Consider the following 16,475-nt stretch of genomic DNA (forward strand, 5'->3'; position numbering starts at 1 on the left):
GATGTCGCAACGCCCCATCCCGACGAAGCCGTCGCCCGTGCCGAAACCCCTCTTCCGCGACCCCGTCTTCGACGGCGCCGCCGACCCGGTGCTCGTCTGGAACCGCCACGAGCAGGCCTGGTGGATGGTCTACACCGCCCGCCGCGCCTGGGGCCCCGAGCTGCCCGGCGTCGAATGGATGCACGGCACCGACCTCGGCGTCGCCTCGACCCCCGACGGCGGTCTCACCTGGCTCTACCGCGGCACGATCGCCGGGCTCGACCTCGGCTGGGGCCGCGACACCTACTGGGCGCCCGAGATCATCGACGACGGCTCGCGCTACCACATGTACGTCAGCGTGGTCACGGGCGTTCCCGACCGCTGGCCGGGCCACCCGCGCCGCATCCGCCACTACACCAGCGACGACCTCGTGCGCTGGGCGTTCGTGTCGACGCTCGACCTCTCGTCCGACCGGGTCATCGATGCGGCCGTCGCTCCCCTGCCCGGCGGTGGCCACCGCATGTGGTTCAAAGACGAGGCCGACGACAGCCACACCTGGGCCGCCGACAGCCCCGACCTCGCCACCTGGACCGTCGTCGGCCCGGTGCTCACGCACGCCCCGCACGAGGGCCCGAACGTCTTCCCGCTCGGGGGCTGGTGGTGGATGATCGTCGACGAATGGAACGGGCAGCGCGTCTTCCGCTCCCACGATCTGGCGGGGTGGACCGCGCAGGGCCTGATTCTCGATCAGCCGGGAAGGGGGCCGGATGATTCATCCGTGGGTCATCACGCCGACGTCGTGCCGACGTCGGACTCCATGGCCTCGATCTTCTACTTCACCCATCCCGGGCGCCAGACCGGTGGGCCGCTCGACACGGTCGCCGAGCGGCGGTCGTCGATCCAGGTCGCGCGGGTGCGGGTCGTCGACGGCACCCTCGTCTGCAATCGCGACGAGGTGCTGACCGGCCCCGTGCTGCCGCCGGACGGCCCCGGCTCAGCGCCCTGAGTCGGGCTGGGCGACCGCAGCCGTCGCCGCGACCCCGGCGGCAGCCCCGACCCCCGACGTCGTCGCCGCGGGCTTCGGCGCCGGCCGCCGGTCGGTGAACAGCGGCCGCACCGCCCCCACCAGCGCCTTCACGGCGCTGAGACCCCACGCCAGCATGCGCCGCCACGACGAGTCGCGCACGAACAGCAGGTCGAGGGCGATCATCGCGAGCGAGAACGGCCAGAGCCCGAGAAACAGGCCGATGCCGAGGTGCATGCCGAGGATGACGATGAGGGCCGCGATGCGGGTGGGCCGCCAGAGCACGAGCAGTGGGAACAGCAGCTGCACCCAGACGGAGAGGAACGTGGCCACGAAGACCCCGACGTCCCACTGCCACGCCAGGTCGCTCAGCGCCGGGAACGGCCGGAACACGTCGAGCACGAGCGAGTAGTAGAAGGCCGTGCCGTCGCGCCACTCGACGCCGCTCAGCTTGTAGATGGCCGAGTTCACGTAGACGAGCATGATCTGGTAGGCGCAGAGGACGACGGCCGCATTGCTCGCCGTGTTCTTCACGGTCTCGGCGATCACACCTCGCCAGAGCGGTCGCACCTGACGCGCGCCTCGCCGGCGCAGCCACGCATCCACCGACCAGTGCTGCGACAGATCGGCGACCACGAGGAACAGCAGCGTGATGCGCATGATCGTGTCGCCGCCGTTGGTGAGCACGGTGCTGTTCGTCGCCAGGCCCACCCAGAAGACGAGCAGCAGGGGCGTGACGAAGCGCGTCTGCCAGCCGATCAGGAACAGCAGGGCCAGGATGGCGAGAATCGCGTAGGAGAGGTCGAACAGAGCGGCGTCGTCTTTGGGGAACGCGATCTGGAACAGGCCGATCCAGCCGCGGCGCTTCGCCTCGGGCTCGACCCACTGCGAGGCGACGCCCCAGAGGTAGTGCCGGTCGGCGACGTTCGTGGCGAGGAACGCCAGGATGATGCCGCCGTAGATGATGCGCAGGAACGAGAGGCTGAACGTGGCGTGCTTCGACCGGGTCAGCCAGCCGATCAGCAGCGCGGGCACCTGCCGAGGCTCAGGGAGTGCCGGCAGGAGGCGACGGGATGCGTTCGGCTGGTTCATGAGGTCGGTCCGTATCGCTTGAGCATGTCGTCGTAGACGGCGAGCGTCTCGGGGTCGACCACGTCGTCGACGTGGCGCCATCCGAAGGTCACCGTGTAGGGGTCGAACTGCTGTTGTTCGTCGAAGCGATGGTCGAAGTCGTTCGGCCTGGTGCGCACGAGCTTCCAGCGCACCCGTTCGATCGGTTTGCCGAAGTAGGCGGTGGCGAAGTCGGTGGCGTACTCCTTGAGCATGTAGTCGTAGCGCAGAAAGCGCACGATGTCGCCCTGTGCGGCGGCATCCGTTCCGTCGACCGCTTCGAGCTGCTCGATCAGGGGCGCCGGCGGTTTGGCGCGGTAGCCGCCCTCGCCGTCGCGCTCGATGAAGGTGTCGCGCACCACCTCGCGCTGCTGTTCGTTGAGCGCGACGTAGCGGCCGTAGTAGGCGAGCATGGCGTTCCACGACGACTTCTGGATGCGCGAGGGCATCGCGTGGCCGGGCACCGACTGCTGTTCGATGCCGGTGACGCTCACCCAGTCGCTCTTGACCAGTTCGCCGCCGTCGCCGCGCCACTGGGCCTCGATGACGAATTCGGTGTTCGTCTTCATGATGCTCGGCGCGAACACGTTCCACTTCTGCGAGAAGTAGGGAGCGGTCGCCGTGACCACCGAGCTTCGCAGCGGACTCGACGGCAGCACGGTCACGAGCGTCACGAAGATGTAGACGGCCACGACCGCGACGGCGACGGATGCCGCGACCTTCTGTGTGCGAGTAGTCATTGTCTTCCCCTCAGAAACCTCAGACGCAGTGGACGGTTGCATCCACTGCGTCTGAGATCGGCGGGTGGGTCACGTGGCGTCGCGTGGCCCACCCGGGTCGGTCATCGTAGGCGCATTCTCCGCACGCCCATCACTGCTCCGCCGGCGAGTAGCAGCAGCAGGGCGAACCCTCCGATGAGTGGGCCGTCGAGCCCGGTGTTCGCGAGGCCCCCGGCCGGGGTGGCCGGGCCGCTGCCCGCCGTGGCCGGAGCTGCGGTGACGGTGAACGAGGCGTTGTTCCTCTCTGAGGGAACCGGGCCGGTCTGGCTGCCGGTCAGGGACACCACGTGGGTTCCGAGGGGGAACTGGGCCCCGATCGGAAGGGTGAAGGTCACGTTGCCTGCGGCATCGGCGACCTGCGGGGTGAAGGTGAAGCCGTCGAGCGTCGCGGTGACGGTCTCGCCGGGGGCGAAGCCGGTGCCGTAGATCTCTTGCACCACCCCCATACCCCGCACGATGCTCGAGTACTTGACCGACGACTCGGGCGCGTAGTCGGCGTCGGTGTCGCCGTCGGCGTCCGTCGCGGCGTCGGTGTCGGTCGCGGCGTCGGCGTCGGTCGCGGCATCGGCGTCGGCGTCCGTCGCGGCATCGGCGTCCGTCGCGGCATCGGCGTCAGTCGCGGCATCCGCGTCAGTCGCGGCATCCGCGTCAGTTGCGGCATCCGCGTCCACGTCGGCTGCAGCATCTGCGTCCGTTGCGGCGTCGGCGTCAGTCGCAGCATCAGCATCAGTCGCGGCGTCAGCATCAGCGTCGGTCGCGGCATCAGCGTCGGTCGCGGCATCCGCGTCCGCATCGGCCGCAGCATCAGCATCCACGTCTGCGGCAGCATCGGCGTCCACATCAGCGGCCGCATCGACGTCGGCAGCCGCATCCACATCGGCTGCAGCGTCTGCGTCGGCATCACTGTCAGCGGCAGCATCCACATCAGCCGCCGCGTCTACGTCAGCGGCCGCATCAACATCCGCGTCGGCTGCAGCGTCAACATCCGCATCGGCATCCACATCTGCCGCTGCATCAACGTCAGCGTCCGCGTCGGCCGCAGCGTCCACGTCCGCATCGAGGTCTGCCGCTGCGTCTACGTCCGCAGCTGCATCCACATCGGCTGCAGCATCAACATCCGCGTCAGCATCGACGTCCGCGGCCGCATCAACATCAGCGTCAGCGTCAACGTCGGCTGCCGCATCAACGTCCGCAGCCGCATCAACATCCGCGTCAGCGTCCACATCGGCCGCTGCATCCACATCAGCGTCAGCGTCCACATCGGCCGCTGCATCCACATCAGCGTCAGCGTCCACATCGGCCGCAGCATCCACGTCGGCTGCAGCATCAACATCCGCGTCCACATCAGCCGCCGCATCCACGTCCGCCGCAGCATCCACATCCGCGTCGGCATCCGCATCCGCGTCGGCGTCCACATCCGCAGCCGCGTCCACATCGGCCGCCGCATCGACATCAGCAGCGGCATCCACGTCTGCATCCGCATCAACGTCGGCTGCAGCATCCACGTCTGCCGCGGCATCCACGTCAGCATCCGCGTCCGCGTCCACATCGGCCGCTGCGTCTACGTCAGCCGCAGCATCCACGTCCACATCAGCGTCGGCATCCACGTCCACATCAGCGTCGGCATCCACGTCCACGTCCAAGTCAGCCGCCGCGTCCACGTCGGCTGCGGCATCCACATCGGCCGCAGCATCGGCGTCGGCCGCTGCATCCACATCCGCATCTACATCGACGTCAGCATCCACGTCGACATCAGCGGCCGCGTCGGCGTCGGCCGCGGCATCGGCAGCGGCGTCCACATCCGCATCCGCATCAACGTCGACGTCCGCATCCACGTCCGCCGCAGCATCGGCGTCAGCCGCCGCATCCACATCCGCATCCACGTCCACATCAGCGGCCGCATCGGCGTCGGCCGCAGCATCGGCGTCAGCCGCCGCATCCACATCCGCATCCGCATCCGCATCAACGTCGACGTCCACGTCCACATCTACGTCGGCCGCAGCATCGGCGTCGGCCGCAGCATCGGCGTCGGCCGCCACGTCGGCGTCGGCCGCGGCATCCGTGTCGGCGTCGGCGTCGGCGGCCTCGACCTGCACGGTGAAGGTGACGGTGTCGTCGCTCTCGGCCTCACCGGCGGTCTGCACGGCGGTGGCCGTGTAGGTGTCGGCCGGCAGGTCGAGGAACGTCACCTCCCACGTACCGTCTTCGTTGACCGTGGTCGGCTGATCCGGCTGACCGGGAATCGACACGACGATGTCGGCGAGAGGCTCACCCTCTCCCGACACGATGACCGTGGCGGTCTCGGTGGCCTGGCCCGCCGGAATCACCGCGCCCTCGGTGGGGCCTGTGATCAGCACGTCGGTGATGTCGATCGCGTTCGGCCCGACCGTCGCATTCGCGATCTCGAGGGTGACCGCGTCGAGGCCCGGCAGAACGGTGACCACGAGCGCGGTCTCCGAGAACACCCCGGCGTTCGTCTCCTGGTGGTTGACCTCGAGCGACAGCGCGAGCGACAGGATGTCGGTGATCGCCGGCACGAGCAGTTCGTTCACCGGAATCAACGCCGTCGTCGCGACGGAGGTGACCGAGGTGATCAGGTCGTCCAGTGGGGCGGTCAGAGCGTCGACGATCAGGTCGAGCCCCAGCGTGAGACCGACGCCCGCGAGCGAGATGCCCGACGTGTCACCGCTCAGCAGTGCGCCGACGCTCGTGTCGAGCGTGATCACGGGCCCGACGACCAGCACGGTCACACCACCGGTGATGGTGATGCCGTTGATCGCCTCCGTGAGGTCTTCGACCACGTCGTCGAGCACGCCGTCGATGAGATTGAAGACGGAGTCCTGAATCTGCTCGATCACCGCGGGCGTGAGGATCTGCGTGTTCGGGTCCAGCCCGTTCAGCGGCTGGATCGCATCCAGATCGACCGACACCACACCGGTCGACAGATCGACCGATACCCCGGGGTAGGCCGGGTCGGTGACCGGTCCGTCGAAAAGCCCGGCGATCGCATCGGTGAGCGTGACCGAGCTCACATCGACGTCGACCGTCGCCAGGGCGCCCAGGTCGAGCAGCCCGAGCGCCGCGTCGAGGCTGACACTCAGCTCATCGACACTGGACTGCAGCGCGGTGACCAGGTCACCCACCTCGCCGGCCAGACCGGCGACCGTGGGGCTGGTGAAGAGCAGGTCGGCTCCCGCGATCTCATAGCTGCCCTCTGCCGCAGCCGGCGCCGCCTGACTCGCGCGGGCGCTCGTGACACCCACCTGGAGGCTGAGGTCGGCCAGCTCGGCCGTGATGTCGGCGTCGAGCCCGAGCGCCGCGACCACATCGCTCAACTCCAGCGACAGCGGCCCCGGCGCCACGCCGGGTGCGGGGGTCACGCCGGTGCCGATCAGGCCGCCTTCGCTGACGAGCCCGGATGCCCCGACCGACGACCCATCGGTCTGCGCACTCGCATACTGGCTGACCACGCCGGCGTCGACGAGGCTCAGCGGAAGCTGCACGCCCCCGCCCGCCTCGAGCGTCAGGATGTCGAGCACCGAGAGGTCGAGATTATTCGCGTTCGTCTCGGGCGTCACGCCGTCGCTCGTCGCCGACTCGCCCGCGAGCTCGGCGATCACGTCGGTGTTGAGCCCCAGGATCGAGCCCCCGAGATAGGTGCCCGTCGCATTCGACACATCCCCCGGATCGGCGTGCGCGGCCGTGACCGATCCGAAGGCCAGCAGCGCTGTCGCCCCGACGAGCGCGAGCGACCTCGCTCCCCAGCCCATGCGCGAATGACGGCGGTTCTGTGTCATAGCAAGTCCCCCATGCTGTGTCGGAGCCCGGTGGGTGCGCCCGTGTGACGGGGCCCGGTCCGACGTGCTGCAACCCTAGGTGGCGCTGAACAGCGCCCGAGGGAATCTAGGTATTCGACAACCGACGTGTAGGTATTCGCTCCGCAATCTAGGTACTCGGGCCGGCCGCACCCTCCGCCAGAGGCGTGAACCGCAGCGTGAGCGTGCACGCGCGCGGCCGCAGAATGTGGTCGGGCCAGACATCCGGGCCGCACGCCCTCGACCCGAGTCCGTTCTGCGCCGCGTCGATCCAGAGGAAGACGCCATCGGATGCCGGCAACTCATGCGGGTGCTCGGCCGCATCGACCTGCTGCACCGTGTGCCGGCGCAGGGCGAAGCCGGGCAGCGCTCCCCCGGCGTCGCGTGCCGTCTCGATCCGCAGTGCCGGGCGGCCGCCTTCGAACAGCACGAGCTCGCGCAGGTCGCTACGGTGACCGCTCTCCTGCGGCCGCGCGTAGTCGACCACGAGGTCGTCGACCGCGGCCTCGTAGCGACCGACGAAGGTCGACCGGCGGCTGTCTGGGTAGGACTCGCGCTCCCCCGCGCCGAACCACGCGACGCGGTCGATCGAGCCGGGCAGGCCGAACCGCACGCCCAGGCGGGGCAGATGGATGCGCCAATCGCCCACTGGAAGGATGTCGATGGTCACGACGGCCGATTCGCCGTCGACCTGCCACGACTCCTCCACCACGAAGCTCTCGAGCGAATCGGCGGCCGCGTAGCGCGTGCGACGCGAGGTGCCGTCGGATGCGACCTGCTCGGTGCGGGCGGTCAGCCGGTCGAGACCGGCCTGGCGCCACAGCTCGGCCGACGAGTAGGAGGGCACGCCGAGCCCGCGATTCGTCCAGGGATCGACGAGATCGTAGCTGCCGAAGCTCCCCTCGCCACCGGGGAAGTTGCCCCCGTTGTCGTTGTCGGTCGGCGCCCGCCAGAACTCGCCGTGCGGCCCGGATGCCGGCAGCCCCGCGAGCTCGACGAGCCCTCGAGCGTCGAACCGAGCGGATGCCGGCACTCCCGCCGGGGCGACCTCGACCGCCGGCGCCGCCCCGACCGCGGGGCGCGCGAACGCCGACGACGTCGCGGAGTCCAGCCACGCTGGCCGCACGCGCGTCAGCGATACGTCCAGCTGCGAGCGCGCGACCAGATGGCCGGCCTGAGCCCAGGAGGTGTCGCGAGCGAGCACCGCGTCGACCGTGAGCCAGGCTTCCGCATCGAGCGACACCGCGTCGAGCGCCGCCCGCGGCACGGGCACGGCCGCAGTCGCCCCCGCGCGCACGGGCGCGTCGAGCTCGAGCACGCCCGCGGCCGCGTCGCGCCCGTCGAGCGTGAGGCTCCACCGGAACTCCAGGTCACCGGTGTCGGCCGAATGGCGATGGTTCTCGATCACGATCCGCCCGTCGGTGAGCGCTCCCTCACCGGCGCCTCCGCCCACGTGCTCGGCACGGCCGGTCACGCCCTCGAACCGCATCCGCACCGGGGCCACCACGTGCTTCCACTCGAACAGCCCCGGGGTCGGTGTGCCGTCGCTCAGCACCATGCCGTCGACCACGAAGTTGCCGTCGTGCACGATCTCGCCGAAGTCTCCGCCGTAGCCGAAGTACTCGACGCCGGCGGGCGTTCGGGTGCGCAGCCCGTGGTCGCGCCACTCCCACACGAATCCGCCGTGCAGACGCGGGTAGCGGTCGACGAGGTCTTCGTACTGGTCGATCGCGCCCGGGCCGTTGCCCATGGCGTGAACGTACTCGCAGAGCAGGAACGGCTTCGTGCGCTGCCAGGCCGACTGCGCCGCCGAGCAGTCCATCAGCAGGGAGCGGTCGTCGTCGCGGCCGATCGCCTGCACCTCGGCGATCGCGGCATACATGCGGGAGTAGACATCCGTGTACTCCCCCGCATGATCGCCCTCGTAGTGCACCGGCCTCCCGGGGTCACGCCGGTGCACCCAGGCGGCCATCGCGGCGAGGTTCGCGCCGGTGCCCGCCTCGTTGCCCAGCGACCAGAGCACGATGCTGGGGTGGTTCTTGTCGCGCTCGACGGTGCGCTCGATGCGGTCGAGGTAGGCCTCTCGCCAGGCGGGGTCGTCGCTCGGGTTGCCGCGCCACTCGGCGCCCTGGCCCGGCTTGTGGAACGCATGCGTCTCGATGTCGCACTCGAGCACCACCCAGAACCCCAGCTCATCGGCCAGATCGAGCAACCGCGGGTGCGGCGGGTAGTGACTCGTGCGGATGGCGTTGACGTTGAACCGCTTCATCATCGCCAGATCGGCCCGGGCGAACTCCTCGTCGAACATCCGCCCGCGCTCGGCATGGATCTCGTGCCGGTTCATGCCGTGGAACACCACCCGGCGGCCGTTCACGAGCAACCGGTCGCCCCTGATCTCGACCGTGCGGAAGCCGAGCCGCGTCGACACCGTCTCGGCCGCGTTCGACACCTCCGCGTCGTAGAGCCGCGGCTGCTCGGCCGACCAGGGCTCGACGCCGGCGATCACGATCGGCGCGACATCCGTGGCCGTGTTCCAGGTGACGTCGACGCCGAGCTCGGGCACCCGGAGGGTCACCGGAGAGCCCGCTCCCCGCAGCTCGGCCGTGAGGATGCCGGTGCCGCTGTCGGTGCCGCCCTCGGTGCCGTCGTGCCGGTAGTCGGCGCGCAGCCAGAGGTCGTCGAGACCCCCGACGGGCCGGGCCTCGAGGGTGACCGAGCGGAAGATGCCGGGCAGCCACCACTGATCCTGGTCTTCGACGTAGGTCGCGGCCGACCACTGGTGAACGCGCACCGCGATGGTGTTGAGCCCCGGATGCGCCGCCGCCGTCACGTCGAACTCCTGCGCCAGACGGCTGCCGCTGCCCACGCCGATCTCGACCCCGTTCAGCCACACCTTGTAGCGCGACTCGACACCGTCGAAACGCAGCGCGATGGCGTCGACGTCGGCGGCGCCCCACCGCTCGGGCAGCTCGAAGGTGCGGCGGTAGTCGCCGGTGGGGTTCTCGTCGGGCACGAAAGGCGGGTCGAGCGGAATCGGCAGCTGCACGTTGGTGTAGATCGGCCGCCCGTAGGCCCCGTCGCCCTCGAGCACCCAGTGCGACGGCACGGGGATGCTGCTCCACCCCGAGTCGTCGTAGTCGGGCCGGCCCACGTCGTCGGTCGCCTCACCCTCGGGCAGCACGCCCGACCCGCCCGGCGTGCCGGGAGCGCCCGCAAGCAGCCGGAAGCGCCAGTCGCCGTCGAGCGAGAGCGTGGGCGCGTCGGAGTTCAGGCGGGCTCGGGGCGCGCGTCGCGCTCCGGAGCCGGGGGCGGTGTCGGTGACGTAGGTGATGGGCTGCAAGCGGGGTTCCTTCTGGGGGGCGGGGAGGGGCAGGTCAGGCGGGAGCAGGCGGGTCAAGGTCGGGCAGGTCAGGGGGCAAGGCAGGTCAGGGCACGGCAGTCGGGGCAGGCGCGCGGCGAACCGCCCCCGTCACGCCGACTGCACGTGGTGCAGGGTCGCGTAGCGCCCCTTCGCGGCGAGCAACTCGTCGTGGCTGCCCACTTCGACGATACGGCCGTGCTCGAGCACCACGATGCGATTGGCCGAGCGGATGGTCGACAGCCGATGCGCCACGACGAGCGTCGTGCGCCCCCTCATCAGGCGTTCGAGCGCCTGCTTCACGAGGGCCTCCGACTCCGGGTCGAGGGCGCTCGTCGCCTCGTCGAGGATGAGCAGGCGCGGGTCGCGCACGAGCGCGCGGGCGATCGCGATGCGCTGCCGCTGGCCACCCGACAGGCGAGCACCGCGCTCGCCGACCACCGAGTCCCAGCCGTCGGCCAGCGCCTCCACGATCTCGAGGGCGTTCGCGTCGCGCAGCGCCGCCGTCACACGCTCGTCGCTCACCGACCCGAGCCCGTAGGTCACGTTGTCGCGGATCGAACCCTCGAACAGCACCGACTCCTGCGGCACCACCGACACCGAGCGGCGGTAACTGCGCATGTCGACCGTCTCCATGTCGATGCCGTCGAGCAGGATGCGCCCGGCCGTTGGCCGCAAGAACCCGAGCACCAGGTTGAGCATGGTCGACTTGCCCGACCCCGACGACCCCACGAACGCCACGGTCTCGCCGGCCCGCACCTCGAGGTCGATGCCTGAGAGCGCCGGCGCGTCATCCGGAGCGTAGCGATAGTCGACGTGCTCGAGCCGCATCGAGCCGGTCACGTTCTCGAACCGGTGCTTGCCCTCGTTGAACTCGAGGTCGGGCTCCTGCATCACCTCGGCGATCGAGCGCACCGACTCGGTTCCGCGGGCCACGACCGGCAGCAGCATCAGCAGGTTGGTCATCGCGCCCGTGATCAGCGCGAAGTAGGAGCTCAGCAGCACCACCTGACCGGGAGTGATGGGCAGCCAGCCGCTGATCGACACCCAGGCGGCCAGCACGAGGCATCCGACACCCAGCAATTGCAGGCTCACCCACGACAGCGACGCGAAGCGGCCGTTGAGCAGGTCGAGGCTGAAACCCGCCGACCGCAGCCCCTCGGCGCCCTGAGCCACCCGATCGACCGCGGTGCGCTCGAGGCCGTGCGCGCGCGTGATGGGCATGAGCGTCGCCATCTCACCCACCCGGGCCGAGAACCGCTCCACCTCGAGCCGGAACTGCTCGTTCTCGTGCCGCGAGCGCCGGCTGAGAAAGGCCCGCAGCAGCACCGCGATCGGAATCGCCAGCGCATAGACGGGCAGGAACGCCGGCACGTTGATGGCCGTGGTCGCGATCGCCCCGATCAGCACCATGGTGGCCGACAGCAGCGGATGCGCCACCTGCTGCAGCATCAGTTCCACGTTCTCGACGTCGCGCACCACCTTCGTCTGCACGATCGACGAGCTGGCCCGCGAGTGGTAGCCGATCGACAGGCTCTGCAGCCGCGACGCGAGGGCGTTGCGCAGGTCGGCGCCGGTCTGGCGCACCACGCTCATGAAATAGCGCGTGTAGAGCACGTGGTTGGGGTAGTTCTGGGCCAGCGCCACGAGCGCGATGGCCGCCCAGAGCCAGAGAGTGGATGCCGGGCCGCCGGCGACCACCACGTCGATGATCGCGCTCGTCACGACGGGCAGCAGCCAGAGCGGGGTGTCTTTCAGGGCGAAGAACGCCACCGACGCCACGACGCGCCCCCGGTAGCGGCCGAGCAGGTGGAAGACCGAGCGAACCGGATGCCGCTGGTCGAGTTCGATGGTCGAGAAGGACTTCTTCAACACGGTCACGATGGGGTGATCCTGTTCTCGGCGAGTGGCCGATCGCGTCTTCGGTGTTCGGGGGCGCCGGCTCAGCCGGCGGTGGTCTCACGAGCCACCAGCCGGTAGCCGCTCACCACTTCGCGCGCCGGACGACCCGTCGCGCCGTGCTGGATCCTGTCGACCAGCAGTCGCACCGCCGTGCGGGCCGTCTCGTCGTGATCGGGTGCGATCGACGAGAGTGACGGCACCAGGTATTCGCTCTCGGGCACGTCGTCGAAACCGATCACCTTGACGTCGGCGGGAACCCGGATGCCCAGGGTCGCGAAGGCCCGCAGCGCCCCCATCGCGACGGTGTCGGTGACGCAGAACACCCCGTCGAAGGGCACCCCGCTCTCGACCAGACGGGTGGCCGCCTCGGCGCCCCCGCGCATGGTGAACCGCTCGACGCCCGTCACGAGGGCGGGGTCGTAGGCGATGCCGGCGGCCGCGAGGGCGGTGCGGTAACCGGTGTGCCGCAGCGTGGAGACGTTCACCTCGGCGGCACGCTCGCCCGGGGCCGCGTCGTCGGGGTGAGGTGCCTCGGGCGCGGCGGCGTCGAGGATGGCGATGCGGCGGCATCCGCTCTCGATCAGGTGCGTGACAGCCGTCTGCGCCCCGTCGACGTTGGGCAGGGCGATGTGGTCGACCGGTCCGTCGAAGATGCGCTCGCCCAGAATGACCACGGGGTGATCGACCCGCAGCAGGTCGGAGTCGGCGGCGCCGAGCCCCACGGTGGCCAGGATGAGCCCGTCGTAGAGCCGGTTGCGTGAGAGGGCGAGGGCGCGCAGCTCGCTCTCGCGGGTGGCGCCGGTCTGCTCCACCACCACGTGGAGCTTGTGCTCGGCGGCGGCCTCGGTGATGAGGGCCGCGAGGTGGCCGTAGTAGGGGCGGTCGAGCTCGGGCACCGCCAGGCCGATCGTGCCGGTGCGCCCGGTGCGCAGGTTGCGGGCGGCGATGTTGACGCGGTAGTCGAGGGCCGAGATCGCCACGAGCACCTTCTGGCGCGTCGCGGTCTTGACGTGGGGGTGCTCGTTGATGACGTGCGACACCGTCATCGGCGACACCCCGGCCGCTTTCGCCACGTCTTGTATCGTTACCACACCATCAGTCTGGCACGAAGCGGTAGCCCATCCCCGCTTCGGTGAGCAGGTGGCGCGGATGCGCGGGCTCGGGTTCGAGCTTCTTGCGCAATTGGCCGAGATAGAGACGCAGGTAGCCGGTCTCCTTGACGTGATGGGTGCCCCAGACCTCGGTGAGCAGCTCCTGATGGGTGACGAGCCGGCCGGGGTTGCGCACGAGCAGCTCGAGCACCTTCCACTCGGTGGGCGTCAGGCGGATGGCGGTGCGATCGCCGGCTCGGGTGACCTGCCGGGCCGCCAGGTCGACCGTGACGCCGCCGAACGTCACGACGGGCTCGTCGCTCGCGGCTCCGGGGGTGGCGCGCCGGGTGAGGGCACGGATGCGCGCGAGCAGCTCGTCCATCGCGAACGGCTTGGTGACGTAGTCGTCGGCCCCCGCGTCGAGGGCGTCGACCTTGTCGGCCGACCCGGCGCGGCCCGACACGACGAGGATGGGCACGGCCGACCAGCCCCGCACGGCCTGGATGACCTCGAGGCCGTCGAGCCGCGGCATCCCGAGGTCGAGCATGATGAGGTCGGGAGCGCTCTCGGCGGCGAGCCGGATCGCCTCGGCGCCGTCGGCCGCCGTGACGATGTCGTAGCCCTGCGAGCCGAGGGTGATGCGCAGCGCCCGCAGGATCTGCGGGTCGTCGTCGGCGATCAAGATCTTCATCGGTCGGCGCCCTCCTGGTCGACTGGCGCAGCCACCGGCAGCGTCACCACCATTGTGAGGCCTCCGCCGGGAGTCTCCTCGGTGTCGAGGGTGCCGCCCATGCCTTCGGCGAAGCCCTTCGAGAGGGCCAGACCGAGCCCGAGCCCGGTGAGGTTGTCGGTGTCGCCGAGCCGCTGGAAGGGCACGAACACCTCGTCGCGCCGATCGCTCGGAATGCCCGGGCCGCGATCGATCACCCGGATCTGCACCGTGTCGGCGAACGCACTCGCCGCCACCACGACCCGCTCACCCTCGGGGCTGTAGCGCACGGCGTTCGAGAGCAGGTTGACCAGCACCCGGTCGAGCAGCACGGGGTCGGCGTCGAACGCCGGCAGATCGGCGGGGATGTCGAGGTCGACCTCTTCGGGGCCGAGCCCGAGCTCGTCGAACACGGCCGGGATGACGTCGTCGAGATCGACGGGCTCGAGCGAGACCCCGAGCACCCCGGCCTGCACGCGGCTGACGTCGAGCAGGTCGGTGAGCAGCTGCGCAAGTGAGGCGAGGCTCTCTTCGGCCGTCTCGAGCAGCTCGTCGCGGTCGGCCGGCGTGAGCGACGACTGCCGCGCGCGCAGCCCGGTGACGGCGGCGGTCGCGGCGGTGAGCGGGCGGCGCAGGTCGTGGCCCACGGCGGCGAGCAGGGCCGAGCGCACCCGGTCGGCGGCGGCCAGCGGCGCCATCTCGCGCGCGGTCTCTTCGAGCCCCGCGTGCTCGAGTGCTGCCGCGAGCTGCACCACGATCACGGCGAGCAACCGGCGATCGGATGCCGCCAGCTCCCGCCCGTGCAACTCGAGCACGGTCTCGTCGTCGACCCGCACCTCGACGACCCCGTCCCCGTCCCCACCCTCCCGCTCCTCGCGTCCTCGGCCTCCCGAGCGCTCCTCGCGCCACCCACCCTCCCGCGAGTGGTCACTTTCGGCGGCATCCGGCGCGTTTTGGCGCACTTCGTGACCACTCGGCGAAGGGGTGGAGGGGGTGGGGGGCGCGTCGGGGGCGGACGGGGGCGCGGCGGGGGCCGCGGGGGCGGGCTCGCCGTCGGTGTAGAGGGGGCGGCCGGCGCGCAGCAGGCGCACGCCGGTGAGGCCGAACGCCTCGCGGGTCTGGGTGACGAGGGCCTGCAGGGCGTCCTCGCCCCGCAGCACGCTGCCGGCGACGGTGGCCACGAGTTCCGATTCGGCCGCCGAGCGCCGCGCCATGCGCGAGCGCCGGGCCGCCTGGTCGACCACGATGCTCACGAGCACGGCGATCACCACGTAGAGCACGAGCGCGAGGATGTGCAGCGGGTCGCTCACCGTCACGGTGTAGAGCGGTGCCACGAAGAAGAAGTCGAGTGTGAGTCCGCTCAGCACCGCGGCGAACAGCGCCGGCCAGATGCCGCCGATCAGCGCCGCAACCACCACGAGCAGCTGGTAGCTCAGCACGTCTGACGTGATCGACTCCTCGCTGCGGAACGCCGACAGCAGCCAGGTGAGCAGGGGCCCCGCGGCGAGCGCGAAGGCGAAGCCGTAGAGCCTGCGGCGCAGCGAGAGCGCCCCGTGCGACCCCGGCAACCGCACGCGCAGACCGCGGGCGGCTGCCGCGTGCGTCACGATGTGCACGTCGATGTCGCCCGACTCGCGGATGACCGTGGTGCCGATGCCGGGACCCGTGAGCAGCGCGCTCAGGCGGGTGCGCCGGCTCACCCCGATCACGAGCTGCGTCGCGTTGCTCGCCCGGGCGAATTCCACCAGGGCGGTCGGGATGTCGTCGCCGATCACCTGATGGTAGCTGCCACCCAGGCTCTCGACCAGCTGCCGCTGCGCGGCCAGCGCGCCCGGATTCGGGTCGCGCAGCCCGTCTTGGCTGGTCACGTGCACGGCGAGCAACCGCCCGCCCGACGACCTCGCCGCGATGCGGGCGCCACGGCGGATGAGCGTCTCGCCCTCGGGCCCGCCGGTCAGCGCCACGACCACCCGTTCGCGCGCCTCCCACTTGTCGCCGATGCCGTGGTCGCTGCGGTACTTCTGCAGCGACGAGTCGACCTCGTCGGCGAGCCAGAGCAGGGCGAGCTCACGAAGCGCCGTGAGGTTGCCGAGCCGGAAGTAGTTCGACAGCGCGGCATCCACCCGCGCTTCGGGATAGACCACACCCTCGGCCAGCCGGTCGCGCAGCGCCTGGGGCGCGAGGTCGACGACCTCGATCTGGTCGGCTTCGCGAAGCACGGCATCCGGAATCGTCTCGCGCTGCGGCACGCCGGTGATCTGCTGCACCACGTCGTTGAGCGACTCGATGTGCTGGATGTTGACGGTCGAGATCACGTCGATGCCGGCATCCAGCAGGGTCTCGACGTCGCGCCAGCGCTTCTCGTGGGCGAGGCCAGGGGCGTTGGTGTGGGCCAGCTCGTCGACGAGCGCGTACTCGGGAGCTCGGGCGAGCACGGCGTCGAGATCCATCTCGGCGAGCTCGACCCCGCGGTGCGACACGAGCACGCGCGGCACGATCTCGAAGCCGGCGGTCATCGCCTTGGTGGCCGCCCGCCCGTGCGTCTCGACCACGGCGACCACCACGTCTTTTCCGGCCGCCCGCAGGCGCCGCCCCTCTTCGAGCATGGCGTAGGTCTTGCCGACGCCGGGAGCGGCGCCGAGCAAGACCCGCAGCCTGCCCTGCTTCACGACCGGCCCCCGTCAGGGAGCGCCGAGGGGCCCACCTCG

The 16,475-nt window shown here is 70.5% G+C and carries 9 protein-coding genes; 1 reads left to right on the top strand and 8 read right to left on the bottom strand.

The window, feature by feature from the left end:
• Nucleotide 1: 1 nt before the first annotated feature.
• Complete coding sequence (locus N1032_RS12815) at nucleotides 2-985, top strand: glycoside hydrolase family protein (protein WP_259539483.1); 984 nt, start codon at nucleotides 2-4, stop codon at nucleotides 983-985.
• Here N1032_RS12815 and N1032_RS12820 read toward each other — a convergent pair.
• The 8 genes from N1032_RS12820 to N1032_RS12855 all read right to left on the bottom strand — a co-directional run bounded on the left by N1032_RS12820 (nucleotide 974) and on the right by N1032_RS12855 (nucleotide 16,436).
• Nucleotides 974-2,095, bottom strand: a complete 1,122-nt coding sequence (locus N1032_RS12820) for an HTTM domain-containing protein (RefSeq protein WP_259539484.1) — start codon at nucleotides 2,093-2,095, stop codon at nucleotides 974-976. The genes N1032_RS12815 and N1032_RS12820 overlap by 12 nt on opposite strands.
• Complete coding sequence (locus tag N1032_RS12825; protein WP_259539485.1) at nucleotides 2,092-2,853, bottom strand: DUF5819 family protein; 762 nt, start codon at nucleotides 2,851-2,853, stop codon at nucleotides 2,092-2,094. Before N1032_RS12825 ends, N1032_RS12820 begins: the two co-directional genes overlap by 4 nt.
• Before the next feature lie 101 nt (nucleotides 2,854-2,954).
• Nucleotides 2,955-6,689, bottom strand: a complete 3,735-nt coding sequence (locus N1032_RS12830) for a choice-of-anchor G family protein (RefSeq protein ID WP_259539486.1) — start codon at nucleotides 6,687-6,689, stop codon at nucleotides 2,955-2,957.
• Between the two features lie 148 nt (nucleotides 6,690-6,837).
• Entirely contained in the window at nucleotides 6,838-10,038 is a 3,201-nt protein-coding gene (locus tag N1032_RS12835; protein WP_259539680.1) for a glycoside hydrolase family 2 TIM barrel-domain containing protein, read from the bottom strand.
• A gap of 138 nt (nucleotides 10,039-10,176) precedes the next feature.
• Complete coding sequence (locus tag N1032_RS12840) at nucleotides 10,177-11,940, bottom strand: ABC transporter ATP-binding protein (protein WP_259539681.1); 1,764 nt, start codon at nucleotides 11,938-11,940, stop codon at nucleotides 10,177-10,179.
• Nucleotides 11,941-12,008: 68 nt separating this feature from the next.
• A complete protein-coding gene (locus tag N1032_RS12845) occupies nucleotides 12,009-13,058 on the bottom strand; it encodes a LacI family DNA-binding transcriptional regulator (protein WP_259539488.1) in 1,050 nt (349 codons plus the stop codon).
• A 4-nt stretch (nucleotides 13,059-13,062) separates the two neighbouring features.
• Nucleotides 13,063-13,749 (bottom strand): response regulator, encoded by a 687-nt coding sequence (locus N1032_RS12850; RefSeq protein WP_259539490.1) that lies wholly within the window; start codon nucleotides 13,747-13,749, stop codon nucleotides 13,063-13,065.
• Nucleotides 13,746-16,436 carry an ATP-binding protein gene (locus N1032_RS12855; protein ID WP_259539491.1) on the bottom strand — a complete coding sequence of 897 codons (2,691 nt, stop codon included), beginning with the start codon at nucleotides 16,434-16,436 and terminating at the stop codon, nucleotides 13,746-13,748. Before N1032_RS12855 ends, N1032_RS12850 begins: the two co-directional genes overlap by 4 nt.
• Nucleotides 16,437-16,475: the final 39 nt, after the last annotated feature.

It is taken from the genome of Herbiconiux daphne, assembly GCF_024979295.1.
GTDB lineage: Bacteria > Actinomycetota > Actinomycetes > Actinomycetales > Microbacteriaceae > Herbiconiux > Herbiconiux daphnes.

Excerpts from the sequence above, each read along its gene's own strand:
- N1032_RS12815 (WP_259539483.1), top strand. The coding sequence starts at position 2 with ATGTCGCAACGCCCCATCCCGACGAAGCCGTCGCCCGTGCCGAAACCC.
- N1032_RS12820 (WP_259539484.1), bottom strand. The coding sequence starts at position 2,095 with ATGAACCAGCCGAACGCATCCCGTCGCCTCCTGCCGGCACTCCCTGAG.
- N1032_RS12825 (WP_259539485.1), bottom strand. The coding sequence starts at position 2,853 with ATGACTACTCGCACACAGAAGGTCGCGGCATCCGTCGCCGTCGCGGTC.
- N1032_RS12830 (WP_259539486.1), bottom strand. The coding sequence starts at position 6,689 with ATGACACAGAACCGCCGTCATTCGCGCATGGGCTGGGGAGCGAGGTCG.
- N1032_RS12850 (WP_259539490.1), bottom strand. The coding sequence starts at position 13,749 with ATGAAGATCTTGATCGCCGACGACGACCCGCAGATCCTGCGGGCGCTG.